This window comes from Streptomyces sp. NPDC037421, from assembly GCF_055602105.1.
Genome location: NZ_JBVJWV010000005.1, coordinates 1 through 26,843, shown reverse-complemented (window position 1 = coordinate 26,843; position 26,843 = coordinate 1). Strand labels below are relative to the sequence as shown.

Here is a 26,843-nt window from a genome sequence, read left to right as displayed (position 1 = left end):
TACGATCAGCCGCTGTCCGTACCGCTCGTCCGCCGCGCACCCGTTTCCCCCGTACGCGGTAACGTGACACCGATACCCGACCGTGAAGGACGACATGCCCGCCCAGCAGCCCGCAGTCTCGGTGATCATGCCGGTGCTCAACGAGGAGCGCCACCTGCGTGACTCCGTCCGGCACATCCTCGGACAGGAGTACGCAGGCGAGATGGAGGTGGTGATCGCGCTCGGGCCGTCCACGGACCGCACCGACGAGATCGCCGCCGAGCTCGTACGCGAAGACCCCCGCGTACACACCGTCCCGAACCCCACCGGACGGACCCCCGCCGCCCTCAACGCCGCGATCAAGGCCTCCCGCCACCCGATCGTCGTCCGCGTCGACGGCCACGGCATGCTCTCCCCGAACTACATCGCCACCGCCGTCCGCCTCCTGGAGGAGACCGGCGCGCAGAACGTCGGCGGCATCATGCACGCCGAGGGCGAGAACGCCTGGGAGGAAGCCGTCGCCGCCGCGATGACCTCGAAGATCGGCGTCGGCAACGCGGCCTTCCACACCGGCGGCCAGGCCGGCCCGGCCGAGACCGTCTACCTCGGCGTCTTCCGCCGCGAGGCCCTCGAACAGCAGGGCGGGTACAACGAGGAGTTCATCCGCGCCCAGGACTGGGAGCTGAACTTCCGCATCCGCGAGGCGGGCGGGCTCATCTGGTTCTCGCCCGAGCTGAAGGTCCAGTACCGCCCGCGGCCCTCCGTACGGGCCCTGGCCAAGCAGTACAAGGACTACGGCCGCTGGCGCCACGTCGTGGCCCGCTACCACTCGGGCTCCATCAACCTGCGCTACCTGGCCCCGCCGACCGCCGTCTGCGCGATCGCGGCCGGTGTCGTGGCGGGCGCGGCCGTCACCCCGTGGGCCTTCGCCGTCCCGGCCGGCTACCTCGCGGCGATCACCGCCGGCTCCGTCCCGGCGGGCAAGGGGCTGTCGCTGAAGGCCCGGGCGCAGATCCCCGTCGCCCTCGCCACCATGCACATGTGCTGGGGCTTCGGCTTCCTCACCAGCCCGCGCTCGCTGGCCCGCAAGGTCATCGCGAGCCGCCGCCCCTCGGTCCCGGGCCGGGACCCCTCGCAGGTCTGACACCGCCCGTCCGGACCCCGGACACGGCGCAAGGGGTGGCCCGGTCCTTCGCGGACCGGGCCACCCCTTCGCGTTCATGCGGGCCGGCTCACCAGCGGTACGGCTTGTAGACCTCCATGCAGGCCCCGGTGTCCGAACCGTTGAGGGCGTCCGCCGAGTCCGGCACGGAACCGGCCTCCGGCGGCGCCTGCTGCGGGTAGACGGCGCCGTCGCGCCAGTCGGCACCCACGACCAGGGTGATCCGGGAGACGTCCGCCGACTGCTGCACCGCGGTGCCCGGGATGCCCATGGCCGCCGCCACGCTCTGCGCCTCGTCGGCCAGGTCGGGGGTCGGGTAGCGCACGACGGTGGTCTTCTCCGGGGTCAGCGCGCTGTCCGCGCGGGCCCCCGTGAAGCCCTTGGAGACCAGGGCCTCCGCCACCACGTTGGCCCGCCGGGGCGCCAGCGGCATCTTCTCCACGGCGGTGCCGTTGACCACGTTGACCTGGATCTTGTCCGGGGCCGTCACCGGATCCTTCGACGGCTCCTGGCCCGGCTGCGCCGACTGGCCCGGCTGCGCGGGCTGCGAGGCGCCCGGGGCGGGGGCGGACGCGGAGGGTGAGGCCTGTGCGGAGGGGCTCTGCGGGGCCGTCGGAGTGCCGTTCTTGTCGAAGGCCACGTCCTTGCGGAGCATCGCCCACAGCTTGTCGGCGTCCGTCGGGTTCACGATGAGCCGGTCCCGGTCCGAGGGGTCCTGGAAGGTCGGCATCGTCGTCATCGTGATGCGGTTGGTCGGCACGTCCTTGAGCTGCATGGCCAGGTTGTAGAGCTTCTTGACCGAGCCGATCTCCTCGGAGACCTCCAGCGCCTTGGTGCCGGCCTCGGCCAGCGCCGTGATCCGGCCGACGTCGGTGAAGGCGTTCTGGCCCTTGAGCTCGCGCATCATCGAGTTCATGTACATGTGCTGGGCCTGCGCCCGGCCCAGGTCGCTGCTGAACGCGTGCCGGGTGCGCAGCCACTGGAGGGCCTGCTCGCCCTTGACCCGGGTCGTGCCCTTCTGGAGCTTGAGGCCGGAGCCGCCGCCGGAGGTGGCCAGCGGCCGGTCCCAGACGTTGTCCTTGACGCAGACCGGGACACCGCCGACCGCGTCGGCCATCTGCACCACACCGGAGAAGTCGATCATCATCCAGTGGTCGATGTAGACGTTGGTCAGGTTCTCCCACGTGGCCAGCGTGCAGCCGGGGCCGCCGCGGCCGAGCGACTCGTTGATCATCGCCCGGGTCTTCTTGAACTTCTCGCCGGTCTTCGGGTCCGTGCACTCGGGTATCTCGACCCGGGTGTCGCGCGGGACGCTCACCACGGAGGCGTTCTCCCGGTCGGCCGACACGTGCAGCAGCATCTGCACGTCCGCGAGCGGGGGGTTCCCCACGGTGTCGCGGCTGCCGCCGAGTTCGACGTTCTCGGGCTTGTTGCGGCTGTCCGAGCCGATCAGCAGGATGTTCAGCGGCCGCTGGCCCTTGGCGTTGGCGTGGGTCTTCTCCACGCCGCTCTCTCCGCTCAGGCGCTGCCCGCTGCGGATGTTGCCGTCGAGATGACGGTAGTAGAGGTACCCGGCCGCCGAGGTCCCCAGGATCAGGAACGCCATGACGGACGCCACCCAGAACAGCACCCGGCGGCGCCGCCGCCGGACCGGGAGCCCACCTTCCGGGGGCTGGGTCGTACCCGAGCCCTTCCGGGGCGGGGGCACCGAGGCGGCGGCTTCCCCGTCGCCGTCGGATATGCCGTCGGCGGCCTGGTCGGGCGCCCCCTCCCCCCGCACGCTGCTGTGCTTCACACGTCCCCCCTCAAGATCACTACTGGTCGGTATTGTGCCGGTCCTACCGGCTACCGCCCGTCATGCGCCGGTCGGTCGAAAAGATTCGGTGGTGCTGGTGCCGTGCTGTGCCTAACAGCCGTCCGCCCACGTGGTGCGGACCGCTCACTTCGCGCAGACCGCCTTGTCCGCCTCGACCCGCTGGAGCCCCTCGGGCGCCTGCTGCGGAGTCTCCGGAGCGCCGAGCGGCGTCCCGGGCTCCTTGAAGTCGGAGCCCAGCGTCAGCTTCATCGGCGTCCTCGGACCCGCGTCCACGGAACCCACCTTCAGGGCGGCGCCCGACAGCCCCATCATGTCCGCCAGCGCCCGGGCCTGGTCGGCCTGGTTCGGGGCGAACTCCAGCTGGGTGGCGCCCAGCCGGGTGGAGGCGTTGCCGTGGTTGCTGGCCTTGTGGACGCCCTTGCTGTTCTGTAGCCAGGTCAGGGTAGTGGAGGCCGATCCCGGGGGCCCGCCGCCGTTGTACACGTCCACCCGGACGTCCCCGGCGGGCGCGCGGTTGCCCTGGAGCATCGCGTCCTGCCGGCTCTTGGCGTCGGCGTCGGCCGCTTCCTTCGCCGCCGCCTCCTTCTTCTCGACCTCGGTGAGCGAGACGTCCCCGCGGATCATCTGGAGCAGCGGCTCGGCCTGCGCCGAGTTGAGGACCACGGTCGACTTGCGGTTCGCCGGCTCGTTCGGATTGTCGAGCACCGGGAGCGTGGTGAAGGTGACGTTCTTGAGGTTCATGTCCTTCAACTCACCGGCGAGATCGGTGAGCTTGCCGATCGACCCCAGGCCCTGGTCCACCGTCAGCGACTTGGTGGCCGCCTCCGCCAGCGACACGAACTTCTTCGGACTGGTCAGCGTCTCCTTGGACTTCATCTCCCGCATCATCGAACCCAGGAACTGCTGCTGGGTCTTGATCCGGTCCAGGTCGCTCTCGTTGCCGAACGCGTGCCGCGTCCGTACGAAGGCCAGCGCCTGCTCGCCCTGGAGGCGGTGCTCGCCCGCCTTCAGGTTCAGCTTGGAATCGCGGTCGTTGACGTCCTTCTCCACACAGACGGGCACCCCGCCCACCGCCGTGCTCAGGTTCTTCACCGCGTTGAAGTCGACCATCATGAAGTTGTCGACCTCAAGGCCGGTCAGCTGTTTGACCGTGCGCATGGTGCAGCCCGGGTCGCGCCCTTCCTGGCCCAGACTGTTGTTGAAGCGGGTGCCCTTGGTGCCGGGGATGTCCTTCACCGAACCGTTCGACTGCTTCGTCGGGCAGGCCGGGATGTCGGTGATCAGGTCGCGCGGGATGGACAGCGCGGTCGCGTTGGTGCGGTCCTTGGACACGTGGAAGAGGATCGTGGTGTCGGCGTGGCCGACGCTCTCCGCGTCCCCGTAGCCCTCGTTGCCCTTGCCGCTGCGCTTGTCGGTGCCGATCACCAGGATGTTGATCGGCTGGTCCTTCTTGAAGCCGCCGCCCGCTCCGCCGGTGTCGATGACCTTCAGGTTGCCGTTCAGGTGCTCGTAGTAGAGGTACGAGCCCAGCCCGCCGGCGATCAGCAGCAGCGCCAGCGTCCCGCCCGTCGCCACCAGGACCTTGCGGCGCCGGGGCGGACCACCGCCCTTGCGGGGGCGGCCGCCCCGCCGCCCGCCGGGCGGGCCTTCGCCGCGGCGGGGCTTGGGGACGGCCGGGGAGGGTGCGGTCGGCGCGGAGGGTGCCGTGACGGTCCTGCGGGATCTGCGGGGTGCGGCGACGGTGTGCTGCTGCGCAGCGGAATGCCCCAGTCGCAGTTCGTAGTTGCCGGTGCGGGGATTGAGCACCCACTGGTCGGCGGGGTCGATCTCGTCCGCCCGCCCACGGCTTTGCGCATCCACGGTTGCTCGAATCCTCCGTCGGTGCTTCGCGACGCGCCTCCCCCCAGGCACGCGGTCAACGATCCGGCTGCAGGTGCACGGCCTCTTTCACGGCCGGTGCACCGGATCGCTCACCTTATCCGGCCAGGTCAGCCCCAAACCATGCTGGTGACAAAATCCACTCCCTCTATAACGGGCCAAAGCGCCCATCGGGCTCGGTTGGGCCCCGGGCTTTTGGATTGCTTTACCGGCAGTCGGCCGCAGCCGCCGTGGTTCCCGTGAAAGTCGGCACCGGAGTGGCCGGTACGGGGCTTCCGCTTTTCCTCGGCGCGGGCTCCTGCGAGGACGTCGCCGGGCCGGTCGCCGTGGCCGGTCCGGCACCATCCCGGACCGGCTCCGAGGGGCTCGGACGGGCCTCCGGATCGGGCACGGGATCGGGCACCGGATCGGGTTCCGGAGAGGTGATCGTCAGCGGCCGGTCCATGCGCAGCTGCTGGAACAGCCGGGCCGCGTCGGGCTCCACGAGCTCGTCCCGGTTGGGATCCGCCGCGTACGGGCGACGCGGCACGGTCAGGAACTTGACCTGCTCGGTCGGTATGTCCCGTACGCCCCGTACGAGTTCATACAGGTCGCGCAGCGACGCCAGCCCCGGATCGGTGGTCACCGAGGAGGTGGCCGCGTCCAGCAGCGGATACAGCCGCGCCGGGTTCAGCAGCACCCCGTTGCTCTTCACCTTCTCCACCAGCGAGCCGAGGAACTGCTGCTGGCGCTCCATCCGTTCGGTGTCGCTGCCGTCGCCCAGACCGTAACGGGCCCGGACGAACCCGAGCGCCTGCTCACCCTGGAGCAGCTGGCGCCCCGCCGGGAGCCTGAGGTGAGCCTCCTCGTCCACCACCGGCCGCTTCAGGCACACCTCCACCCCGCCGACCGCGTCGACCATCTTCTTGAACCCGCCGAAGTCCACCACCATGTGGTGGTCGATGCGGATCCCGGTCAGCCGTTCGACCGTACGGATCGTGCAGGCGGCCCCGCCCCACTGGAAGGCCCAGTTGAACTGCGCGAACCGCTCACCGGTCCGGGTGCCGTCCGGCTTCAGGCAGCTCGGGACCTCCGCCATCAGGTCCCGGGGTATCGACACGGCCGTGGCGCTCCCGCGGTCCGCGGGCAGGTGCAGCAGGATCGTGGTGTCCGAGCGCTGGGTGCCCTCGTCCTGCCCGTAGCGCGAGTTGGCCGTGCCCGACCGGGAGTCCGAGCCGATCAGCAGGATGTTCTGGGCGCCTGCCCCGAAGTGCGCCGGGCGCTCGCGGTCGTAGCGCCGCAGCTCGGCCTCGGCGGAGCTGTCCTCGGTGATGTTCCCGTCGAGCTTGGCGTACAGCCACCAGCCGGCCGCCGCCCCCGCCAGCACCAGCAGGACGAGCCCCAGCCCGATCCAGCGCAGCAGCCGGCGCCGGCGGCCGCGCGGAGGCCTCCCACTGCCTCCGGCCACCCCGGCCCCGAACGGTATGCCCGCGCTGCCCGTCACTCGCGCTCCGTCCCCTCGCCCTGCCGGCAACCAGCCGTACGGGTGAGTACGGCCTCCAGCCGATCCTGCCCCCGGGTGACGTCGCGGGCCCGGGGGCAGGGGCCCGGCAAGGGCCATGTGGGTGACAAATCGCGGCGGAGCCGCCGCCCGGACGGGGTGCGGTCGGACCTTGGACGGGGGCGGTCAGACCTTGAGGGTGACGCGCTCGCTCTCGACGCGCTGCGCCAGCGCCTCCGGCGACAGCGCGTCCAGGTTGCGGCACAGCACCACGGAGCCGCCCGTGGCCAGCGCCCCGTACAGCCCGGCCGACAGCCCCTCCCAGCTGTCGTAGCCGAGGCCCGACAGCACCCGGGAGCCCTCGCCGGCGCCCCGGCCGGCCGCGTCCGCGCGCGCCCGCTCGACCAGGTCCGCGTACGAGAGCTCCTCGCCGCCCACCACCAGGCCGGGGCCGTCGGCGTCGACCGGCGCGAAGGGCGCGAACCGGTCACCCTGGCCCGGCACCTCCACCGCGTAGTCCGCGAACCCGGCCGGCGGCTGCGGGAACCGCCCGCCCAGCGGACGCAGCGCGAGCGCGACCCGCTCGCCGGAGCAGGCGCGGGCCTCCTCCAGGGTGTCGGGCCCGCTCACCACCAGGTCGGCACCGGCGGGATCCCCGCCCACCTCGGCAACCACCCCGACGGAGGCACAGGCGAGCAGCCACACGGCGCTCTGCCAGTGCGCCGGAAGCAGCAGCGCGAGCCGGTCGCCCGGCTCGGCGCCCAGGTCGCCCTGGAGCAGGTTGGCGGTCTTGGCCACCCAATTGGCGAAGGTGGCGACGGACAATTCGACGCGCTCGCCCGTGGCGTCGTCGTAGAAGGTCACGAGCGGGCGGCCCGGATCGGCGGCGAGCGCGGATCGCAGCAGGTCGGCAGGGGTGCGGTCAGTGGCGTTCACCCGGCCCAGCGTACGCGGGCCCGTCCCTCGTACGGAGGGTGGCGGCTCCCCCGTACGGGGGTGGGCGGCCGCACTGATCGTCGGACGGATCGTCAGTTCTCCGATGGCGCTTCGTGGTGGCTGTGCCCAGCATCGCTTGCATGCGCGGATTCCTTGCTTCCTCCATCGGCGTCGCGACGGCTGCCGCACTGGCCCTGCCGCTCGCGCTATCCACTCCTGCCCTGGCCGAGTCGATCCCGGCGGACCCCGCCGGCTCCACCCAGTCGCTGCCGCTCGTCCCCCTGGCGCCCTCGGGCTCCCGAATCCCCGGCGTGCCCGGCATGAGCGCCGCACCGGACCCGGCCGAGACCCGGGGCCTGGCGGCGCGCGAGGTCAAGACGTTCTCGCTGGTCGGCGTCGTCTGGGACGACGAGAGCACGCCGCTCGTCGGCCGGGTCCAGGTCCGTACCCGCGCGGTCGGCACGCGGCAGTGGTCGGACTGGCAGGACATCGAGACCCACAACGGCGAACACGCCGCCGACCCCGACGCGACGGAACGCGGCACCGGCCGCGTCCGCGGCAGCACCGCCCCGCTGTGGGTCGGCGCCTCCGACGGCGTGGAGGTCCGCGTCCAGGCGGAGACCGCCGGCACCCGGGCGGCGTCGCGACTGCCGTCGGGCATGCGGATCGAACTCGTCGACCCGGGGGCGGAGGCGCCCGTGGCGGTCCTGGACGGCAAGAACGGCGCGGGCGGCACCACGACCCGCCCGGCGCAGCGCCCCTCGGACGACGACAAGGGCGACACGGCGCTGCAGACCGGCATGACCATGGAGATGGCGGAGGCCTCCTCCGCCAACCTCCCGCACGCCCCGCTCGGCGCACTGGAGATCCCGGCGCTGAACAAGGCGGACTCCACGGCCGACGCCGCCTTCGCGAGCGACGGCGAGCTCGAAGCGGCCGCCCGGCCGTACATCGGCCCCCGCCCGAAGATCGTGACGCGGCGCGGCTGGGGCGCGGACGAGTCCCTGCGCGAGACGGGCTTCGTCTACACCGGCACCGTCAAGGCGGCGTTCGTCCACCACACCGCCTCCGGCAACAACTACGCCTGCAAGGACGCCCCGGCGGTGCTGCGGAGCCTGTACCGCTACCACGTGGTGAGCAGCGGCTGGCGGGACTTCGGCTACAACTTCGCCGTCGACAAGTGCGGAACGGTCTACGAGGGCCGGGCGGGCGGAGTCGCGAAGCCGGTGCTCGGCGCGCACACCATGGGCTTCAACGCGGACAGCATGGGCGTCGCGGTGATCGGCAGCTACTCCAAGACCGAGCCACCGGCGCCGGCGGTGGAGGCGGTGGCGCGCCTCACGGCCTGGAAGCTGGGCCTCTTCGGGGCGGACCCGCGGGCGAAGACCACCCTGAAGTCGGGCGGCGGCAACCGCTACCCGAAGGGCAGCAAGGTGAAGCTGAACGTCATCTCGGGCCACCGCGACGGCTTCGCCACCGAATGCCCGGGCCGCCTCCTCTACAACCAGCTCCCGCCGACCCGCACGTCGTCGGCGAAGCTCCAGGGGCGGTAAGGGTCGCGGTACGGGGCTTGCGGCGCGGGCGCGCCATCTCCCCCTCGAGGGGTGGGGGCGGGCCGGTGGTTGCCCACCCGCCCCCGTCCGCGGGCCCGGGGAGCGGTAGCCCCTTGGGCGGTCTCGCAGCTGGTTTGGGGGTTTCCCGTCAGTCCCATCGTCCTTCCGGTTCGTGCCGGCCCGTCAAGGGCGCTCCTTCGTCGCGTCGCTTCGCGATCGCCTTCGGCGACCCTTGACAGGCCGTCCCGCCCCGGAAAGACAAGGACTGCCGGGAAACCCCCAAAAGAACGGCACGGTCCAAGGGCAAGGGACGGGTTCGTCAGGGATGTGCGAGGGGCCGGGGCCCGGCGGGCCGGCCCCCGGCCCGCCGGCCAGGGGCGGGTGGGCAAACAGCGCCCCGCCCCCACCCCTCGAGGGGGAGATGGCCGGCCCCAGCCGCGCGGCACCGGCCCCCGCCCCCGCCGGGCTACGCTCGACGCATGGCCGGCCGGTTCACCCCCTCCACCCGTACCACCGTCCGCGGTGGTCAGACCGCCGTGCCCGCCGGCCAGGGGCGGCCCGCAGGCGGGGGCGGGAAGACCCGCAGCTGGGACCCCGGAGCACCCGTGGACCTCGGGCTGGTGCTCGGCCCGCTGCGGCGGGGGCCCGGGGATCCGACCTTCCGTACCACCCCCGACGGTTCCGTCTGGCGTGCCACCCGTACTCCCGGCGGCCCCGCCACGCTCCGCGTCGCCGCGACCGCCGACGGGGTGGACGCCGAGGCGTGGGGGCCGGGCCGGGACTGGCTGCTGGAGAACCTGCCCGCGCTGCTCGGGGCCGCCGACGATCCGGCCGCCTTCGTACCCCGGCACCGGCTGGTGCACGCCAGCCACCGCCGCCGTCCGGGGTTGCGGCTGACCCGCACGGGGCTGGTGCTGGAGTCGCTGGTCCCGACCGTGCTGGAGCAGAAGGTCACCGCCGACGAGGCCTACCGCGCCTGGCGCCTGCTGGTCCGCCAGTACGGGGAGCCCGCGCCCGGGCCGATGGGCGGGGAGCTGTACGTGATGCCCGCCGCCCGGGACTGGGCGCTGATCCCCTCCTGGGACTGGCACCGCGCCGGGGTGGACATGAAGCGCTCGGGCACCATCGTGCGCGCCGCCCGGGTGGCCGCCCGCCTGGAGGAGGCGGCCGTGATGGAGCTCGGGGCGGCCGCGGCGCGGCTGGAGGCGGTGCCGGGCATCGGCCCGTGGACGTCCGCCGAGACCCTCCAGCGCAGCAACGGCGCTCCCGACGCCGTGACCACCGGCGACCTGCACCTGCCCGGCATCATCGGCTACGCCCTCGCGGGTGAGCGGGACGCCGACGACGCCCGGATGCTGGAGCTGCTGGCCCCGTACGAGGGGCAGCGCCACCGCGCGGCCCGGCTCGTGCTGCTGGCGGGCCGTACCCCGCCCCGCCGCACGCCCCGGATGCCGCGCGGCGACATCGGCAAGCTGTAGACGGCTACCGCACCTCGATGAAGGCCTCCGCCGCCCTGGCCGGCCGTTCGGCGGCGGGTGCCGCCGGGTGGCCGACCGCGACGGCCCCCATCGGGTCCCAGCCGTCGGGCAGCGCGAGCACCTTGCGCACCACGTCCCGGCAGAACATCGTCGAGGACACCCAGGCCGAGCCGAGCCGCTCTCCGGCCAGCGCGACCAGGAAGTTCTGCACGCCCGCGCCCATGGCGACGACGAACATCTCCCGTTCGGCCGCGTCCCGCCGGGCGTGCCCGTAGTCGTGCGCGCCGTCCGTCACCATGCACGGCACGACGAGGTAGGGGGCGTTGCGCAGGACGTCTCCGCGCCGCACCCGCTTGGCGATGGACTCCTCGGACTTGCCGTCGCGCCGCAGGTCGTCGATCCAGGCGTCCCGCATCGCGTCGAGCAGTTCCAGGCGTGCGGCGGCCGACTCCAGCAGGACGAACCGCCACGGCGTGGTGTGGTGCGGCGCCGGGGCGGTGACCGCCGCGGCCACGGCGCGGCGTACGGCGCCCGGGTCGACGGGGTCGTCGGTGAAGGCCCGTACGGTGCGGCGCTGGGTGACGGCTTCCCGTACGGCTTCGGAGGTGCCCAGGCGGAACATGTCGTCGGCGGGCGCGCGGACCAGGTCGGCCGCCGAGGAGCCCTCGCCGAGTACGTGTCCGAGCCCGCGTACGACGGCCACGGGCAGTCCGGCGGCCTTGCCCTTGACCAGGTCGCCGGCGGCGGCGAGCTCGTCGGCGGTGGCCACTATCGTCGCGCTGAGCGGGTTGCCGTGGGCGTCGGTGCCGCCGCGCAGGTCGTCCAGTACGCGCACCCCGGCGGAGCCGATGGCGACGTCGGTCAGCCCGGAGCGCCAGGGCCGGCCGAAGGTGTCGGTGACGATGACGCCGACGTCGACGCCGAGCGAGGCACGCAGTGCGGCGCGGATCGCGGCGGCCGAGGCGTCGGGGTCCTCGGGCAGCAGCAGGACGGTGCCGGGTTCGGTGTTGGAGGCGTCGACGCCGGCCGCCGCCATGACCAGTCCCCGCCGGTTCTCGACGATGCGCAGCGGGCCGCGGCGCGCGACGACCCGTACGGTCTCGGCGTCTATGGCGTCCTCGCGGGATTCGGCGCGGACGATCCGCCCCTCGGCCTTGGAGACGATCTTCGAGGTGACGAGCAGGACGTCCCCGTCGCGCAGGCCGGGTTCCGCGTCGGTGATGAGGCGGGCCAGGTCGTCGCCGGGCCGGACCTCCGGGATGCCGGGGACGGCCCGCACCTCGTAGGAGGGGACGGTCACCGGGCGGCCTCCGCGAGTTCCAGTGCGGCGCGGGCCATGGCTGCGGTGGCGGCGGTGTCGGTCATCATCAGCGGGACGGCCCGGCAGGGGATGCCGGCGGCTTCGACCTCGGTGACGGCGTCGGTGTCGGAGGTGTCGACGAGCCAGCCGTCGAGGAGGCCGGAGCCGTAGTGCCGGGCGACGGCGGCTGCGGTGGATTCGACGCCGACGGCGGCGAGGACCTTGTCGGCCATGCCCCGTACGGGTGCTCCGCCGACGATGGGGGAGAGGCCGACGACGGGTGCCGGGGAGGCGGCGAGCGCCTCGCGGATGCCGGGGACGGCCAGGATGGTGCCGATGGAGACGACGGGGTTGGAGGGCGGGAAGAGGATGACGTCGGCGCCTGCGATGGCGTCGAGGACGCCGGGGGCGGGCTTGGCCTGTTCGGCGCCGACGGGTACGACGGCTTCGGCGTCGAGGGAGGCGCGGAGCTTGACCCAGTACTCCTGGAAGTGGATGACGCGGCGCTCGCCGGTCTCCGGGTCGGTGACCGCGACGTGGGTCTCGACGCGGTCGTCGGACATGGGGAGCAGCCGGACGCCGGGCTGCCAGCGGTCGCAGAGGGCTTCGGTGACGGCGCTGAGCGGGTAGCCGGCGCCGATCATCTGGGTGCGGACGATGTGGGTGGCGAAGTCGCGGTCGCCGAGGCCGAACCAGGAGGGTCCGACCCCGTACGCCGCGAGTTCTTCCTTGACGGTGAAGGACTCGTCGGTGCGGCCCCAGCCCTGGTCCTCGTTGATGCCACCGCCGAGGGTGTACATCACCGTGTCCAGATCGGGGCACACCTTCAGCCCGAACAGGTGAATGTCGTCACCGGTGTTGCCGATGACCGTGATGTCCGCGTCGGGGACCGCCGACTTGAGTCCGCGGAGGAAACGGGCGCCGCCGATGCCGCCGGCCAGAACAACAATGCGCATGCACCGCAGTCTGTCAGGCGGGTACGCGTTCCTCGCGGGCCGGGGAGCAGCTGTGCATCGGCATCTCGGTCAGGCCGGGGAAGTAGACGTGCAGGCTGACCGCTCCGTCGAGGGTGTCGTTGACGACCTCGTGGGCGTAGCCGGGGGCGAAGACGCGCTGGGAGCCGGGGCGGTGGCTGAGCCGGCCGCGGGCGGTGTGCTCGGTGAGCTCGCCGTCGAGGACGGTCAGGATGCCGGAGGAGCTGCCGTGGTCGTGCAGGCCGCTGCCCTGGCCGGGGACCCAGCTGAGCAGCCAGACCTCGTAGCCGGGGCCGGTGCGCAGGCGGTGGTACCAGCGGGTGGTGGCGTCGTACTGGACGAGGTGTTCCCAGCTCGCCCGGTCCTCGGCGATGGAACGGGCGAGGCCGGCGAACTCGGCGACGGTGACCGGGTGTTCGCGGGCGGGCTGGAGGAGGTGCTGGACGGCGAGGATGTCGCCGGCGATCTGGAGGTCGCTCTCGACGGTGGCGGCGGCCGGGGCGGCCGGGGTGGTCGCGGCGGAGGCGTTGGGGGCGCTGTTCATCGTGGGGGTGTCCTCGACGGGTGTCAGTCGTGCGGGGCGGTTGCTGTGGAGGAGTGGCCGGAGCTCAGCGGAGCCTGGGGCTCCGGGGGCATCAACAGCTGCAACAGCAACAGCGAACCTGGGCAGCGCACAGGAACCCACGAATGGGGGTCCGGGTGGCGGCTGCGGGCGCTGACATGAAGACAAGGAGACCGGGCGGAGGGCCGGACTGTCAACCCAATGTCCGGTTTGAGGGAAAAGTTTCACCTCATCCGGTTACTGTGCGCGGAGAAAGGTTTGTGCACTCGCCGCCAGGGGATGTGCCGCTCCAAGCCCGCGGGAACCGACCTCAAACCCGTCGGCGTCACTCGTGATCGGAATGTGATCTCGGCTGCATCTTCGGCCGAATCGCAACCCCTCCTCAGGGTGACGCGTCGACCTCGAACGAGGGCGGCAGTCGCGAACGGCCTGTGGCTTGTGTCACGATTTTTGGCGATATGAACACTTTCTGTATACGCTTGGTTCCGCAGAGTGAATAAGGGCCCCAATAGCAGATCTCGGCTTGACTGCACAGGAGCCACACACTTGTAATTTCACTCGTGTCGTTGCTCGGCGATCAGTAACGGCAACATCACGGGGACGCACAGACAGAGCGAGGGGCGCACATGACCGAGCTGTTTCAGGAACTGCTGGTCGAAGAGGCGGACGAGGAGCTCGGTTGGCAGGAGCGCGCACTGTGCGCGCAGACCGACCCCGAATCCTTCTTTCCCGAGAAGGGCGGCTCCACCCGCGAAGCCAAGAAGGTCTGCCTCGCCTGCGAGGTCCGCTCCGAATGCCTTGAGTACGCCCTCGCCAACGACGAGCGATTCGGCATCTGGGGCGGTCTGTCCGAGCGCGAGCGGCGGCGGCTGAAAAAGGCCGCGGTCTGAGAGCGGCGGCGACCGGCGGTCCGAAACGGTCGCGGAGCACCACCAAGAGCAACGGAAACAACCACAGACCGAGCAAACGGTCCGCCTCCCGCACCTTCCCCGCAGGAGGCGGACCGTCGCGTTCCGGACCTTCTCCCGACGCGGCGTACCCTCCCCTTCCCAGCCGTTAGTGTGGGGCGCTGTCCAGCAGCCTCCGAGGGCACAACACCCCCGGATCCCCAGGCCGGAGGGCCCGTACCGCGATGTCCCCGCACAGCAGCTCGCAGGCCTCCCAGCAGGCGGCCGCCACCCCCGAGTTCCCCCGGCACGTCGTCACCGCGGTCCTCGTCGCCCACGACGGAGCCCGCTGGCTGCCCGAGACCCTCGCAGGACTCCTCGCCCAGGAACGCCCCGCGCAGAACCACGTCGCCGCCGACACCGGCAGCGCCGACGAATCCGCCCGCCTCCTCACCGAAGCCCTCGGCGACGACCGCGTCCTGCACCTCGCCCGCCGCACCGGATTCGGCGCCGCCGTCGACGAAGCCGCCCGCAGCGCCGGCACCCTCACCCCCGAGGAACTCCCCTACCTCAAGCGCCCCAGCGGCTGGGACCCCGTCAGCCGCACCTGGCGCGACGACGCCTACGACCTCCCCGACCTCCCCCACGGCGAACCCGTCCAGTGGCTCTGGCTGCTCCACGACGACAGCGCACCCGAACCCGACGCCCTCACCGAACTCCTGCGCGTCGCCGACGGCAACCCCGACGCCGCCGTCATCGGCCCCAAACTCCGCGGCTGGTACGACCGCAAGCAGCTCCTCGAAGCCGGCGTCACCATCGCCCGCAGCGGCCGCCGCTGGACCGGCCTCGACCGCCGCGAACAGGACCAGGGCCAGCACGACCAGGTCCGTCCCGTCCTCTCCGTCTCCACCGCCGGCATGCTCGTACGCCGCGACGTGTACGACGCCCTCGGCGGCTTCGACCGCCGCCTGCCCCTGATGCGCGACGACGTCGACCTCTGCTGGCGCGCCCACAGCGCCGGCCACACCGTCCTCGTCGCCCCCGACGCCGTCCTGCGGCACGCCGAAGCCGCCGCCCGCGAACGCCGCACCGTCGACTGCGCCGGCCGCTCCGCCGTCAGCCCCCACCGCGTCGACAAGGCCGGCGCCGTCCACACCATGCTGGCCAACACCCCCCGCCGCGCCCTGCCCTACGTACTGCCGCGCCTGGTCATCGGCACCCTGCTGCGCACCCTCGGCTACCTCGTCGGCAAAGCCCCCGGCCAGGCCGTCGACGAGCTCACCGGACTCCTCGCCACCCTGCTGCGCCCCGGCCGCGTCCTCACCGCCCGCAAGGCCCGCCGCCGCCCCGCCGTCCCCGCCGCCGAACTGCGCCCCCTCTTCCCCCCGCCCGGCGCCACCCTGCGGGCGAGCGCCGAACAGCTCGTCGCCCACCTCGGCTCCGGACGCGACAGCGACCCCGCCCCCGCCGGCCGGCACGGCGGAGCCCTCGAATCCGGCCCCGGCGACGACGCCGACCACCTCGACACCGGCCGGCCCGGCCGGCTCAAGCGGATCGCCCGCAACCCCTCACCCGTCCTCTTCGCGGGCCTCCTCCTCGTCTCCCTCGTCGCCTGCCGCGCCCTCATCGGCGGCGGCAGCCTCATGGGCGGCGCCCTGCTCCCCGCCCCCTCCGGCGGCCTCGGCCTCTGGCACGCCTACACCGGCCACTGGCAGCCCGTCGGCACCGGCACCACCGCCGGCGCACCCCCCTACCTGGCGGTCCTGGCCGGCCTGTCCGCACTCTTCCTCGGCTCCACCCAGGCCGCCCTGACCCTGCTGCTCGTCTGCTCGGTCCCGCTCGCCGGCCTCACCGCCTACTTCGCCTCCCGGCCCCTGGTCACCTCCCGGCTGCTGCGCGCCTGGGCCGCCGTCGGCTACGCCTTCCTCCCCGCCGTCACCGGCGCCCTCGCCGGCGGCCGCCTCGGCACCGCCGTCCTCGCCGTACTCCTGCCGCTCATCGCCCGCGCCGCCGCCACCGCCCACGGCCTCACCGGCGCCGAGCCGGGCGGCGGCCGGCGCGCGGTGTGGACGTACACCCTCCTGCTCACCCTGGCCACCGCCTTCACCCCCGTCGTGTGGCCCCTCGCCGCCGTCCTCGGCACCGCCGCGGTCCTCGCACGCCGCGCGCACTGGAAGACGTACGCCCCCCGCCTGCTCGCCACCCTCGCCGTACCCGTGGCCGTCCTCGCGCCCTGGTCACTCGGCCTGCTCACCCACCCCGGCCGCTTCCTGCGCGAGGCCGGACTGCCCTACGGCACCGGCTCCGCCACCCCCCTCGGCCTGCTCACCGCCGACCCCGGCGGACCCGGCACCACCGGCCGGCTCCTCCTCGCAGGCACCCTGCTCGCCGCCCTCGCCGCCCTGCTCCGCGCCGACCGGCGGTTCGCCGTCCGCACCGCCTGGACCGCCGCCCTCGCCGGGCTGCTCCTGGCCGTCCTGCTCAACCGCACCGGCTGGGCCGGCCCCGGCACCCTGCTGTACGGGCTCGGGCTGCTCGCGGCCGCCGTGCTCGGCGCGGACGGCGCCAAGCACCGCGTCGCCGCCCGCAGCTTCGGCTGGCGCCAGCCGCTCGCCGCCCTCACCGCCCTCGCCGCCGCGGCCGGCCCGCTGCTCCTCGCCGCCGCCTGGGCGGCGGCCGGCGCCGACGGACCGGTCAAGCGGCGCGACCCCGTCCAGGTCCCGGCCGTCGTCGCGGAGCACTCCAACGACACCAACCGCACCCGCACCCTGGTCCTCGGCGGAGACTCGCCCGCCACCGTCTCCTACGCCCTGGTCCGCGGCTCCGGCGCCCGCCTCGGCGACGGTGAGCTCCTCGCCGCGGCCGGCCCCGAACCCCGCCTCGCCAAAGCCGTCTCCAGCCTGGTCTCCGGCTCCGGGGCCAACCAGTCCGAGCAGCTCAGCGCCTTCGCCGTGCGCTACGTGATGATCCCGCCCGGCGGCTCCACCCCCATGCGCCGCATCCTCGACGGCACACCCGGCCTCAAACAGCGCCACCAGAACGACGGCACCGCCCTGTGGGAGGTGGAACGCCTGACCTCCCGCGTCGCGATCGTCCCCGGCCGGCAGGGCCGGACCGCCACGCTCACCGTCGAAGCCGGCCCCGTCGAGGTCCACGCCGACCTCCCGGCCGGCCCCGAAGGCCGCACCCTGCGCATCGCCGACCGGGCCGACGCGGGCTGGCGGGCCACGCTCGACGGCGAACCCCTCACCCCCAGGACGGTCGACGGCTGGGCGCAGGGCTTCGCACTGCCCACCGACGCCGGCCACCTCGACCTCGTCCACCAGGACTCCTTCCCCCGCACCGCCTGGCACTGGGCGCAGGGCTCCCTCGCCCTGCTGCTGCTCGTGATGGCCCTGCCCGGCCGCCGCGCCCGCCTCGACGACGACCTGCCCGAGGAGACCGCGCCCGGCGCCGCCCCCGGGGACCGCCCCGGCGAGCCCGGCCAGGGCCGCCGCCGCCGGACCGGCGCGGCCGCCGCTCCCGACCCGGAGCCGGTGCCCGCCGAGGCCGTCATCGACCCGTACGCGCAGATCCCCGCGCAGCAGGTCTACGGCGAGGAGTCGTACGCCTACCAGGAGCCCCACCCGTACGGGACGCAGCAGCAGCCGGATCCGTCGTACGACGCGTACGGGCAGCACCCCGGGCAGTACTCCCCGCCGCAGCCGCACTTCCCGCAGCAACAGCAGCCCCGAGGCCCCCATGCCTACGAGTACGAGCAGCAGTACGACACCTACGGACAGCACCACCCGCGTCCGGACGGGAGCAACCAGCAGTGAAGCAGCGCGCCCCCCTGACGCTCGCGGCCGTGACGGCGGCTCTGGCCGCCGCCACCGGACTGGCCTTCCTCACCGCCCCCGCCGCCACCCCGGCCGGCGGCGCGGCCGGGCGGGCCGCCGCCCGGATGCCGGTGGAGCGGTCCGTGCTGGTGTGCCCCGCGCCCAGCTCCTCCGACATCGCCGAGACCACGTACACCTCCCTCACCCCCGGCAAGGGCGGCGGCGGGGGTGAGGCCCGGCTGGCCGACAAGGACGGCAAGGCGGTCCTGGAGCCCAAGGAGCCCGGCAAGCCCGTCGCGGCCACCGCCTCCGGCGCGGAGGCACCGGCACTGACGGGCGCCGCCGAGGGCGCCCTGGCCCCCGGCTGGACGGCCCAGCAGACCACCAAGGTCTCCGTCGGCCACGCGCGCGGCCTGCTCGGCCTCGCCTGCACCGCGCCCGGCACCGACTTCTGGTTCCCCGGCGTCAGCACCGCCAAGGGCCGCCAGGACTACGTCCACCTCACCAACCCCGACGACGCCGTCGCCGAGGTGGCCATCAAGCTCCACGGCCCCGACGGGCTGCTCAAGGACAAGCCGGGCACCCCCGACCCCGTCTTCGAGGTAGCCCCCCGGTCCACCGCCAAGGTGTCGCTGTCCCAGCTGGCCCCCGACAGTCAGCTCGCGGACGCCACCGCGCACGTCACGGCGCGCTCCGGCCGGGTCGGCGCCTCCACCCACGTCGCCGAGGACGGCACCGGCACCGACTGGCTCCCGGCCTCCGCGGGCCCGGCGGACACCCTGGTCCTGCCCGGCATCCCCGCCGACGCCACCTCCGTACGGCTGGTCGCCTTCACCCCCGGCGAGGACGACGCCGACCTCACCGTGAGGCTGTCCGGCCCGACCGGCCCCATCAGCCCGGCCGGCAAGGAGCGCCTCCACCTCAAGGGCGGCATGACCGCGGGCCTGGACCTGGGCGACGTGACCCGGGGCGAGGCCGGCTCCCTGCTGCTGGCCCCCGCCGACCCGAAGAAGGCCGTACCCGTCGTCGCCGCCCTGCGCGTGGTCCGCGGCACCGCCGCCAAGCAGGAACTGGGCTTCATCGCCGCGAGCACCCCCGTCGGCGAGCGGGCCACCGTCGCCGACAACCGCGCCGACGACAAATCCACCGTCCTCACCCTCACGGCCGCGGGCGCCGACGCGAAGGTCCGCGTCACGGCCTCCCCCGGCACCGAGGGCGGGCAGGGTGCCGCCCAGGAGATCACCCTCAAGGCGGGCACCACCCGCGCGGTGAGCCCGCCGCCCGCCCCCTCCGGCGGCAAGGGCCCCTACGCCCTGACCGTCGAGACGCTGTCCGGCGGCCCCGTCCACGCGGCCCGCACCCTGACCCTGCCGCACGACGGGATCCCGATGTTCACCGTCCAGGCCTTCGGCGACGACCGCTCCACGGTCTCGGTGCCCGAGGCCGCCGAGGACCCCTCGATCCTGCTGCGCTGAACCCGGGGGTACGGGTGGGGTGTCAGTCCTGCCCGTACCGGGGGTCCACCGTCTCCGGCGACAGCCCGAGCAGCTCCGCGACCTGCTCCACCACGATCTCGTGCACCAGCAGCGCCCGCTCGTCCCGCGTCTTCGCCCGGATCTCCACCGGCCGCCGGAACACCACGATCCGCGCCGGCTTCCCGTCCCGGGCCTCCACCAGCCCGCCCAGCGGCACCGCCTCGTCGTTCCAGCCCGCGTCGGGCCCGCCCGGCGGTCCCGGCACGTCCGCGATCACGAACTCCACCTCGGCCAGCTGCGTCCAGCGCCGCTCCAGCCGCTCCACGGAGTCCCGTACGAGGTCCCCGAACAGCTCCGCCCGGCTCGCGGACAGCGGCACCTGCGGCGGGGCCAGCGGCCCGCGCATCCCCCGGCCGTGCCGGTCGCGCCGCCGGTGCCGGGGCTCGGAAGGGGCTGCGGCGGGAGCCGCCGGGCGGGGAGGAAGCGAACTGTCCGTCACACCCGCAGGGTAGCCCGCACGCCCGGCCAGGACCCGATACGGTCACGACCTGGTGTCACGACGGTGTCACCCCCCGAACGATCCGGCCAAGATCGGGCCGCTTTACGGACTCGTTGCCCCTCTTCGTCACCCGTCGCGGAGCACGAGCGGAGTACGACACGGGGGAGTGGCCGGGGGGCGAGTCGTCGCGGCCCGGTCAAGAGTGCGGTACCGTCCAACGTCGTGAGCCTTGTACGTCGCTGTTCGCGCACCGCGTGCGGCCGCCCTGCCGTCGCCACACTGACGTACGTCTACGCCGACTCGACCGCAGTTCTCGGCCCGCTCGCCACCTACGCCGAACCCCACTGCTATGACCTGTGCGCCGAGCACTCCGAGCGCCTGACCGCCCCGCGCGGCTGGGAAGTCGTGCGCCTGTCGGACGGTTCCGGCCCGTCCCGCCCCAGCGGCGACGACCTCGAAGCCCTGGCCAACGCCGTCCGCGAGGCGGCCCGTCCGCCCGAGCGCGCGGCCGAGGCCGGCGGGGCCGGACCGGGTGCCCCGGTGGCCGGCGAGACGCGCCGCGGACACCTGCGCGTCCTCCGTTCGCCCGATTCCTGACACACGGATCGTCTGAAAAGCCGCTCTCCGTACAAGGTAGGTTTGCTCCACCGCACAGAACCTTCAGGAGGGCAGGCAGTGGCCGCAGATCTTTCGAACATCGTCAAGGCGTACGACGTACGTGGCGTCGTACCCGACGAGTGGGACGAGCCCCTGGCAGAACTGTTCGGTGCTGCGTTCGTCGAGGTCACCGGCGCCACGGCGATCGTGATCGGTCACGACATGCGGCCCTCCTCGCCAGGCCTGTCCGCCGCCTTCGCCCGCGGCGCGGCCGCCCGCGGCGTCGACGTCACGCTGATCGGTCTGTGCTCCACCGACCAGCTGTACTACGCCTCCGGCAAGCTGGACCTGCCCGGCGCCATGTTCACCGCCTCGCACAACCCGGCCCAGTACAACGGCATCAAGCTGTGCCGCGCCGGTGCCGCGCCCGTGGGCCAGGACACCGGCCTCGCCACCATCCGCGAGCTCGCCGAGAAGTGGACCGACGAGGGCGCCCCGGAGATCCCCGCCGGCACCGTCCCGGGCACCATCACCGAGCAGGACACCCTCACCGGCTACGCCGAGCACCTCAAGGGCCTGGTCGACCTGACCGCCATCCGCCCGCTGAAGGTCGTCGTCGACGCGGGCAACGGCATGGGCGGCCACACCGTCCCCACCGTCTTCGAGGGCCTCCCGCTGGACCTCGTCCCCATGTACTTCGAGCTGGACGGGACCTTCCCGAACCACGAGGCCAACCCCCTCGACCCGAAGAACATCGTCGACCTCCAGGCCCGCGTGCTCGCCGAGGGCGCCGACCTGGGCCTCGCCTTCGACGGCGACGCCGACCGCTGCTTCGTCGTCGACGAGCGCGGCGAGGGCGTCTCCCCGTCCGCCATCACCGCCCTGGTCGCGGCCCGCGAGCTGGCCCGCAACGGCGGCACCGGCACGATCATCCACAACCTGATCACCTCGTGGTCGGTCCCCGAGGTCGTCCGCGAGAACGGCGGCACCCCCGTCCGCACCCGCGTGGGCCACTCCTTCATCAAGGCCGAGATGGCCGCCTCCGGCGCCATCTTCGGCGGCGAGCACTCGGCGCACTACTACTTCAAGGACTTCTGGAACGCGGACACCGGCATGCTCGCCGCGCTCCACGTCCTCGCCGCCCTCGGCGGCCAGGAGGGCACCCTCTCCGCCCTCGTCGCCGAGTACGACCGCTACGTCGGCTCCGGCGAGATCAACTCCACCGTCGCCGACCAGGCCGCCCGCACCGCCGAGGTCAAGGCCGCCTACGCCGGCCAGGACGGCGTCACCTTCGACGAGCTGGACGGCCTCACGGTCTCCGCCGCCGACTGGTGGTTCAACCTGCGCCCCTCCAACACCGAGCCGCTCCTGCGCCTCAACGTGGAGGCCCGCGACGAGCCCACCCTGGCCAAGATCCGCGACGAGGTCCTGGCGCTCGTCCGCGCCTAACGCCTGGCCGGCGGGTACGGGGGTTCCGGGTTCGCCCCGGAGCCCCGGCCCCGCTCCCGCCGCCTCCACCGGAGGCGGCGGGCCGCGTGTCCGAGCCCGGCGACCCGGCCCGGCCACCCAGCCGGTCCCGCGGAATCCAGCCCCGCCGGCGTTTGAGGCGCGGGGGCCCGGGGGCAGAGCCCCCGCAACGGACCCGCACCCGGACCGGGGCCATCCCGCCCGGCAGGGCGACCCGGGCCGACGGGCGGCACCCGACCCGTCAGGCCGCACGCCCAGTGACTCGGCGGTACGCTGACCTCGCCCAATCCGCGATCCGCGATCCGCATCCCCGAAGGGAACCGCCCATGCCGCTCGAAGCCGGCCTGCTGGAGATCCTCGCCTGCCCCGCCTGCCACGCCCCCCTCCGGGACGAGTCGGCGGACGAGACCGCCCCCGAGCTGATCTGCACCGGCCAGGACTGCGGTCTCGCGTACCCGGTCCGCGACGGCATCCCGGTCCTCCTCGTGGACGAGGCCCGCCGCCCCGCCTGACCGGCCCCGTTCCACCGCTCGACCAGCCTGGATCCGTCAACACCGCCGGAGGCCCCCATGCTCGACGAGTCACTCCTCGACGCACCGGACGATCTCGCCCGTGCCGACCGCCGCGGCCTGCTCCGCGGCGCCGCCGAGGCCGGGGCCAGGGTCCGCACCGCGGCCCGGCACGCCACCGAGGCCGGCCTCGCGGACCTGCGCCCCGACGGGCGCCCCCGCGCCGTCCTGATCGCCGGGTCCGGCACCGCCGCCACCGGCGTCGCCGACCTGCTCGGCGCCCTCGCCGGAGCCTCCGCCCCGGTCACCCGCCTGCACCCCACCGGCGTCGCGCACGCCTCCGGGGCGCTGCGCTGGGCCCTGCCCGGCTGGGCGGGCCCCGTGGACCTGCTGCTCATCGCCACCACCGACGGCACCGAGCCCGGCCTCGCGGTCCTCGCCGAGCAGGCCTACCGGCGCGGCTGCGCCGTGGTCGCCGTCGCCCCCGAGCGCTCGCCGCTGGGCGAGGCGGTGGACGGCGCGCACGGGGTCCTCGTACCCATGGCCAAGGCCCCGTACCAGGAGTACGACGAGTCCGCCGCGGCCGGTCCCGGCGCGCTCTGGGCCCTGCTGACCCCGCTGCTGGTGCTCCTCGACAAGGTGGGGCTGATCAGCGCGACCCCCGACGCCCTCCAGCGCGTGGCCGACCGGCTCGACCGCACCGCCGAGCGCTGCGGCCCGGCCATCACCACGTACTCCAACCCGGCCAAGACCCTCGCCGCCGAGCTGGCCGACACGCTCCCGTTGATCTGGAGCGAGGGCGACGGCGCCGGTCCCGTCGGCCGCCGGTTCGCCGCCACCCTCGCCGAGCTGGCCGGGCGCCCCGCGCTCGCCGCGGCCCTCCCCGAGGCGCTGCCCGCCCACGGGGTGCTGCTGGCCGGGTCCTTCGCCGCCGGAGCCGACCCCGACGACTTCTTCCGGGACCGCGTCGAGGAGCCCCAGGCCCTGCGCGCCCGCATCGTCCTGCTGCGCGACCGGCCGGCCGGCGGGCTCACCGCCGCTCCGGCCGCGCGCGAGCTCGCCCTCAGCCACGACACGGCCATCAGCGAGCTCGAACCGGAGGAGGGCGGGGAGCTCGAACAGCTCGCCGAGCTCCTCGCCGTCACGGACTTCGCCACCGCCTACCTGGCGCTGGCGGGCCGGGGACACAGCTGAGGCACACACCCGTGCCCGCACCACATCCAGATCCAGGAAGACGACGACGATGGACCGCCTGACCAACACGATCCGCCCCTACGCGTGGGGATCCACCACCGCGATCCCGGCCCTCCTCGGAGCCGAGCCGACCGGTGAGCCCCAGGCCGAGATGTGGATGGGCGCCCACCCCGGAGCCCCGTCCCGCCTCGACCGCGGAGCCGGCGAGACCACCCTGGCAGCCGTCATCGCCGCCGACCCGGAGGGCGAGCTCGGTGCCGCCGCCGTCGCCAAGTTCGGCCCCCGCCTGCCCTTCCTCCTCAAGATCCTCGCCGCCGGCGCCCCCCTCTCCCTCCAGGTCCACCCCGACCTCGCCCAGGCCCGGGCCGGCTTCGAGGACGAGGAGCGCCGCGGCGTCCCGATCGACGCGGGCCACCGCAACTACAAGGACGCCAACCACAAGCCCGAGCTGATCTGCGCGCTCACCCCCTTCGACGGCCTGTGCGGCTTCCGCCCGCCGCTGGAGGCAGCGGAGCTCCTCGAAGGCCTCGGCGTCGACTCCCTCAAGCCGTACGTGGACCTGCTGCGCGCCCACCCCGAGGAGGCGGCCCTGCGCGAGGTCCTCACCGCCGTCCTCACCGCCGACCGCGAGGAGATGGCCCGTACGGTCGCCGAGGCCGCGGCCGCCGCCGAGCGCCTCGGGGGCCCGTACGAGGCCTACGCGGGGCTCGTCCACGACTACCCGGGCGACCCGGGCGTGATCGCGGCCATGCTCCTCAACCACGTACGGCTCCAGCCCGGCGAGGCCATGTTCCTCGGCGCCGGCATCCCGCACGCCTACCTCGACGGCCTCGGCGTCGAGCTCATGGCCAACTCGGACAACGTGCTGCGCTGCGGGCTGACGCCCAAGCACGTGGACGTTCCCGAGCTGCTCAAGGTCGTCATCTTCGAGCCGAGCGCCCCGGGCGTCCTGCGCCCCGAGGGCGACGGCGAGGAGGTCTACGAGACCCCCATCGACGAATTCCGGCTCTCCCGCCACGTCCTGGCCCCCGGCGGAGCCCCCCGCACCCTCCCCGACGGCACCCCGCAGATCCTGCTCTGCACCGCCGGCGCCCCCCGCGTCGGCGAACTGGCCCTCGCCCCCGGCGAGTCGGTCTTCGTCCCCGCGGGCGAAAAGACCGAACTGTCCGGTACCGGTACCGTCTTCCGGGCCACCGTGGTCATCTGACGTAGCGCCGGCGGCACCCACAGCTGCAACAATGTGCGGCCGTAGTCAGTGGCCAAGGAAGGACACCCAGCACCCATGAGCGCGTCGGGCGGTACCAAGGCGATCGTGGCGGCACTCGCCGCCAACCTCGCCATCGCTGTAGCCAAGTTCGTGGCATTCCTCTTCAGCGGCTCCTCGTCGATGCTCGCGGAAAGCGTCCACTCGGTCGCCGACTCCGGAAACCAGGGCCTGCTGCTCCTCGGCGGGAAGAAGGCACAGCGCGAGGCGACCCCCCAGCACCCCTTCGGGTACGGGCGCGAGCGCTACATCTACGCCTTCCTCGTCTCCATCGTGCTCTTCACCGTCGGCGGCATGTTCGCCATCTACGAGGGCTACGAGAAGATCCACGACCCGCACGAGATCGAGGCCTGGTACTGGCCCGTCGGCGTGCTCTTCTTCGCGATCATCGCGGAGGGCTTCTCCTTCCGCACCGCGATCAAGGAGTCCAACGAGAGCCGCGGCAGCCAGAGCTGGAAGCAGTTCATCAAGAGCGCCAAGGCCCCCGAACTGCCCGTCGTCCTGCTGGAGGACCTCGGCGCGCTCGTCGGCCTCGTCCTCGCCCTCGGCGGCGTCGGCCTGGCCCTGCTCACCGGCAACGGCGTCTGGGACGGCATCGGCACCCTGTGCATCGGCGTCCTGCTGATCGTCATCGCCGTCGTCCTGGCCCTGGAGACCAAGTCCCTGCTGCTCGGCGAGGCCGCCGGCACCGCCGAGGTCGAGAAGATCAAGGCCGCCCTCGTCGACGGGGACACCGTCACCGGCGTCATCCACATGCGCACCCTGCACCTGGGCCCCGAGGAACTCCTCGTCGCCGCCAAGATCGCCGTCCAGGCCGACGACACCGCGACCGAGGTGGCCAACGCCATCAACGCCGCCGAGGCCCGCATCCGCGCCTCCGTCCCGATCGCCCGCGTGATCTACCTGGAGCCGGACATCTACGACCCCGAGGCCGCCAAGGCCGACGGCCGCTGACCGGCCCCCGGACGCACGCGAAGGCCCCCGCAGCTCACCGGCTGCGGAGGCCTTCGCACGTACGGGGCCGCTCGCACCGCGGCCGGCCGCTCAGGGCGGCCGCTTACGACGGCACGTCCGCGCGCTCGCCCGGCGCGCCCGCGCCCGCCTCGGCCGCGACGGCCGGCTTGAACACCTCCGGGGCCTTCGCCGGCGCGGGGACGGCCGCCCGGGCGCCCCGGCCGCGCGCCCGCCGGGACGCGAACCCCAGCACCGCGCCCACGGCCAGCAGCAGCGCACCGGCCAGCTGCCCCCACACGGCCAGCTTCGCCATCGGGTACATCACGACCTTGGAGGCGACCTTGCTCACGGGCACCGGCCCGTTGTTCGCGTACTGGGAGCCGTCCGAGTTCATCCGGTTGTCGGCCATCAGGAACACGTAGCCCTTGGGCACCTTCACGTCGAAGCCCACCGCCGACGGGTTCTTCCACTGCTCCAGGTACGGCTCGTCCAGCGGCACGCCGTTCAGGACCAGCCGGTACTGGCCGGTGATCTTGCTGCTCGGCTTGTACCGGATGCGGTCCCCGCCCACGGCGACGACCCGGTTCATCTGCGTCTTCTGGAGGGACCACGGAACGGACGCGAGGACGACGTCCCCCCGGCGCAGCTTGCCCTTGACGACCGGCTCCAGGTAGATGCTCTCCCCGTTGGTGTAGGTCGGCGCCATCTGCCAGCCGACCGCCTTGCCCTCCGTGTAGCGCGACGGCGGGTTCACGGCCTTCGCCGCCGTCACCCCACCCAGAACGAGCGCTCCGAGCACCAGCAGGACGATCGCCGCGATCCCGCGTCCGCGTCCTGGCCTGTGTTCCATTTCGTCCCTTCCGATGTACCTGCCTTGCATCGTAGGTCGACGCGGAAGGCGCCCATGCCGTCGGGGCCCTGGTGTGCCAAGTCCGTACATACCGATTCGGACACTGCCCGTACGCCGTCGGGGGGGGGGGGGGGGGGGGGGGGGGGGGGGGGGGGGGGGGGGGGGGGGGGGGGGGGGGGGGGGGGGGGGGGGGAGGCACCACAGACGAGAG

The 26,843-nt window shown here is 73.6% G+C and carries 21 protein-coding genes; 12 read left to right on the top strand and 9 right to left on the bottom strand.

The features are described from left to right. The first annotated feature begins 94 nt into the window (after window positions 1–94). A complete protein-coding gene (locus ACZ7IF_RS09465) occupies window positions 95–1,123 on the top strand; it encodes a glycosyltransferase family 2 protein (RefSeq protein ID WP_470965613.1) in 1,029 nt (342 codons plus the stop codon). 88 nt (window positions 1,124–1,211) lie between these two features. Here the strand turns inward: ACZ7IF_RS09465 and ACZ7IF_RS09460 are convergent, their stop codons facing one another. The 4 genes from ACZ7IF_RS09460 to ACZ7IF_RS09445 all read right to left on the bottom strand — a co-directional run bounded on the left by ACZ7IF_RS09460 (window position 1,212) and on the right by ACZ7IF_RS09445 (window position 7,251). Next, window positions 1,212–2,936 (bottom strand): LCP family protein, encoded by a 1,725-nt coding sequence (locus ACZ7IF_RS09460; RefSeq protein ID WP_470965610.1) that lies wholly within the window; start codon window positions 2,934–2,936, stop codon window positions 1,212–1,214. A gap of 144 nt (window positions 2,937–3,080) precedes the next feature. Then, on the bottom strand, window positions 3,081–4,817 hold the full coding sequence (locus tag ACZ7IF_RS09455; RefSeq protein WP_470965607.1) for an LCP family protein: 1,737 nt from the start codon (window positions 4,815–4,817) through the stop codon (window positions 3,081–3,083). Window positions 4,818–5,040: 223 nt separating this feature from the next. Next, complete coding sequence (locus ACZ7IF_RS09450; protein WP_470965604.1) at window positions 5,041–6,318, bottom strand: LCP family protein; 1,278 nt, start codon at window positions 6,316–6,318, stop codon at window positions 5,041–5,043. Window positions 6,319–6,501: 183 nt separating this feature from the next. Beyond that, window positions 6,502–7,251 (bottom strand): TIGR03089 family protein, encoded by a 750-nt coding sequence (locus tag ACZ7IF_RS09445; RefSeq protein ID WP_470965601.1) that lies wholly within the window; start codon window positions 7,249–7,251, stop codon window positions 6,502–6,504. A gap of 140 nt (window positions 7,252–7,391) precedes the next feature. Between ACZ7IF_RS09445 and ACZ7IF_RS09440 the strand changes: the two genes are divergently transcribed. Both ACZ7IF_RS09440 and ACZ7IF_RS09435 read left to right on the top strand, forming a co-directional pair. After that, window positions 7,392–8,804, top strand: coding sequence for a peptidoglycan recognition protein family protein (locus ACZ7IF_RS09440; protein WP_470965598.1), 1,413 nt, complete (start codon window positions 7,392–7,394; stop codon window positions 8,802–8,804). Window positions 8,805–9,283: 479 nt separating this feature from the next. After that, window positions 9,284–10,282 (top strand): DNA-3-methyladenine glycosylase family protein, encoded by a 999-nt coding sequence (locus tag ACZ7IF_RS09435; RefSeq protein ID WP_470965595.1) that lies wholly within the window; start codon window positions 9,284–9,286, stop codon window positions 10,280–10,282. Between the two features lie 4 nt (window positions 10,283–10,286). Here the strand turns inward: ACZ7IF_RS09435 and ACZ7IF_RS09430 are convergent, their stop codons facing one another. The 3 genes from ACZ7IF_RS09430 to ACZ7IF_RS09420 are packed head-to-tail and all read right to left on the bottom strand — an operon-like array spanning window position 10,287 to window position 13,100. Next, window positions 10,287–11,582, bottom strand: a complete 1,296-nt coding sequence (locus ACZ7IF_RS09430) for a coenzyme F420-0:L-glutamate ligase (protein WP_470965592.1) — start codon at window positions 11,580–11,582, stop codon at window positions 10,287–10,289. Further along, complete coding sequence (gene cofD, locus ACZ7IF_RS09425; RefSeq protein ID WP_470965589.1) at window positions 11,579–12,538, bottom strand: 2-phospho-L-lactate transferase; 960 nt, start codon at window positions 12,536–12,538, stop codon at window positions 11,579–11,581. The genes ACZ7IF_RS09430 and cofD overlap by 4 nt, the downstream gene beginning before the upstream one ends. A 13-nt stretch (window positions 12,539–12,551) precedes the next feature. Beyond that, a complete protein-coding gene (locus ACZ7IF_RS09420) occupies window positions 12,552–13,100 on the bottom strand; it encodes a cysteine dioxygenase (protein WP_470965586.1) in 549 nt (182 codons plus the stop codon). Between the two features lie 644 nt (window positions 13,101–13,744). Between ACZ7IF_RS09420 and ACZ7IF_RS09415 the strand changes: the two genes are divergently transcribed. The 3 genes from ACZ7IF_RS09415 (at window position 13,745) to ACZ7IF_RS09405 (ending at window position 19,298) form a co-directional block, all read left to right on the top strand. After that, the gene (locus tag ACZ7IF_RS09415) at window positions 13,745–14,008 is read left to right on the top strand and encodes a WhiB family transcriptional regulator (RefSeq protein WP_003983763.1); all 264 of its coding nucleotides are present in this window, start codon (window positions 13,745–13,747) and stop codon (window positions 14,006–14,008) included. Window positions 14,009–14,250: 242 nt separating this feature from the next. After that, a complete protein-coding gene (locus ACZ7IF_RS09410) occupies window positions 14,251–17,823 on the top strand; it encodes a glycosyltransferase (RefSeq protein ID WP_470965584.1) in 3,573 nt (1,190 codons plus the stop codon). Continuing rightward, window positions 17,820–19,298 carry a DUF5719 family protein gene (locus ACZ7IF_RS09405; RefSeq protein WP_470965581.1) on the top strand — a complete coding sequence of 493 codons (1,479 nt, stop codon included), beginning with the start codon at window positions 17,820–17,822 and terminating at the stop codon, window positions 19,296–19,298. The genes ACZ7IF_RS09410 and ACZ7IF_RS09405 overlap by 4 nt, the downstream gene beginning before the upstream one ends. A 22-nt stretch (window positions 19,299–19,320) precedes the next feature. Here ACZ7IF_RS09405 and ACZ7IF_RS09400 read toward each other — a convergent pair whose 3' ends face one another. Then, on the bottom strand, window positions 19,321–19,797 hold the full coding sequence (locus ACZ7IF_RS09400; protein ID WP_470965578.1) for a metallopeptidase family protein: 477 nt from the start codon (window positions 19,795–19,797) through the stop codon (window positions 19,321–19,323). 222 nt (window positions 19,798–20,019) lie between these two features. Here ACZ7IF_RS09400 and ACZ7IF_RS09395 point away from each other — a divergent pair, with 222 nt between their 5' ends. From ACZ7IF_RS09395 to ACZ7IF_RS09370, 6 genes are all read left to right on the top strand, one after another. Beyond that, window positions 20,020–20,394, top strand: a complete 375-nt coding sequence (locus tag ACZ7IF_RS09395; RefSeq protein WP_470965575.1) for a DUF3499 domain-containing protein — start codon at window positions 20,020–20,022, stop codon at window positions 20,392–20,394. 78 nt (window positions 20,395–20,472) lie between these two features. Beyond that, the gene (locus ACZ7IF_RS09390; RefSeq protein WP_470965572.1) at window positions 20,473–21,843 is read left to right on the top strand and encodes a phosphomannomutase/phosphoglucomutase; all 1,371 of its coding nucleotides are present in this window, start codon (window positions 20,473–20,475) and stop codon (window positions 21,841–21,843) included. Between the two features lie 344 nt (window positions 21,844–22,187). Continuing rightward, window positions 22,188–22,373 carry a Trm112 family protein gene (locus tag ACZ7IF_RS09385; RefSeq protein ID WP_007264456.1) on the top strand — a complete coding sequence of 62 codons (186 nt, stop codon included), beginning with the start codon at window positions 22,188–22,190 and terminating at the stop codon, window positions 22,371–22,373. A 57-nt stretch (window positions 22,374–22,430) separates the two neighbouring features. Then, a complete protein-coding gene (locus ACZ7IF_RS09380; protein WP_470965569.1) occupies window positions 22,431–23,564 on the top strand; it encodes an SIS domain-containing protein in 1,134 nt (377 codons plus the stop codon). Between the two features lie 49 nt (window positions 23,565–23,613). Then, the gene (gene manA, locus ACZ7IF_RS09375) at window positions 23,614–24,771 is read left to right on the top strand and encodes a mannose-6-phosphate isomerase, class I (RefSeq protein ID WP_470965566.1); all 1,158 of its coding nucleotides are present in this window, start codon (window positions 23,614–23,616) and stop codon (window positions 24,769–24,771) included. A gap of 75 nt (window positions 24,772–24,846) precedes the next feature. Beyond that, window positions 24,847–25,782 (top strand): cation diffusion facilitator family transporter, encoded by a 936-nt coding sequence (locus ACZ7IF_RS09370; RefSeq protein WP_470965563.1) that lies wholly within the window; start codon window positions 24,847–24,849, stop codon window positions 25,780–25,782. Window positions 25,783–25,885: 103 nt separating this feature from the next. Here ACZ7IF_RS09370 and lepB read toward each other — a convergent pair whose 3' ends face one another. Then, window positions 25,886–26,632 (bottom strand): signal peptidase I, encoded by a 747-nt coding sequence (gene lepB, locus ACZ7IF_RS09365; RefSeq protein WP_470965560.1) that lies wholly within the window; start codon window positions 26,630–26,632, stop codon window positions 25,886–25,888. Window positions 26,633–26,843 lie beyond the last annotated feature (211 nt).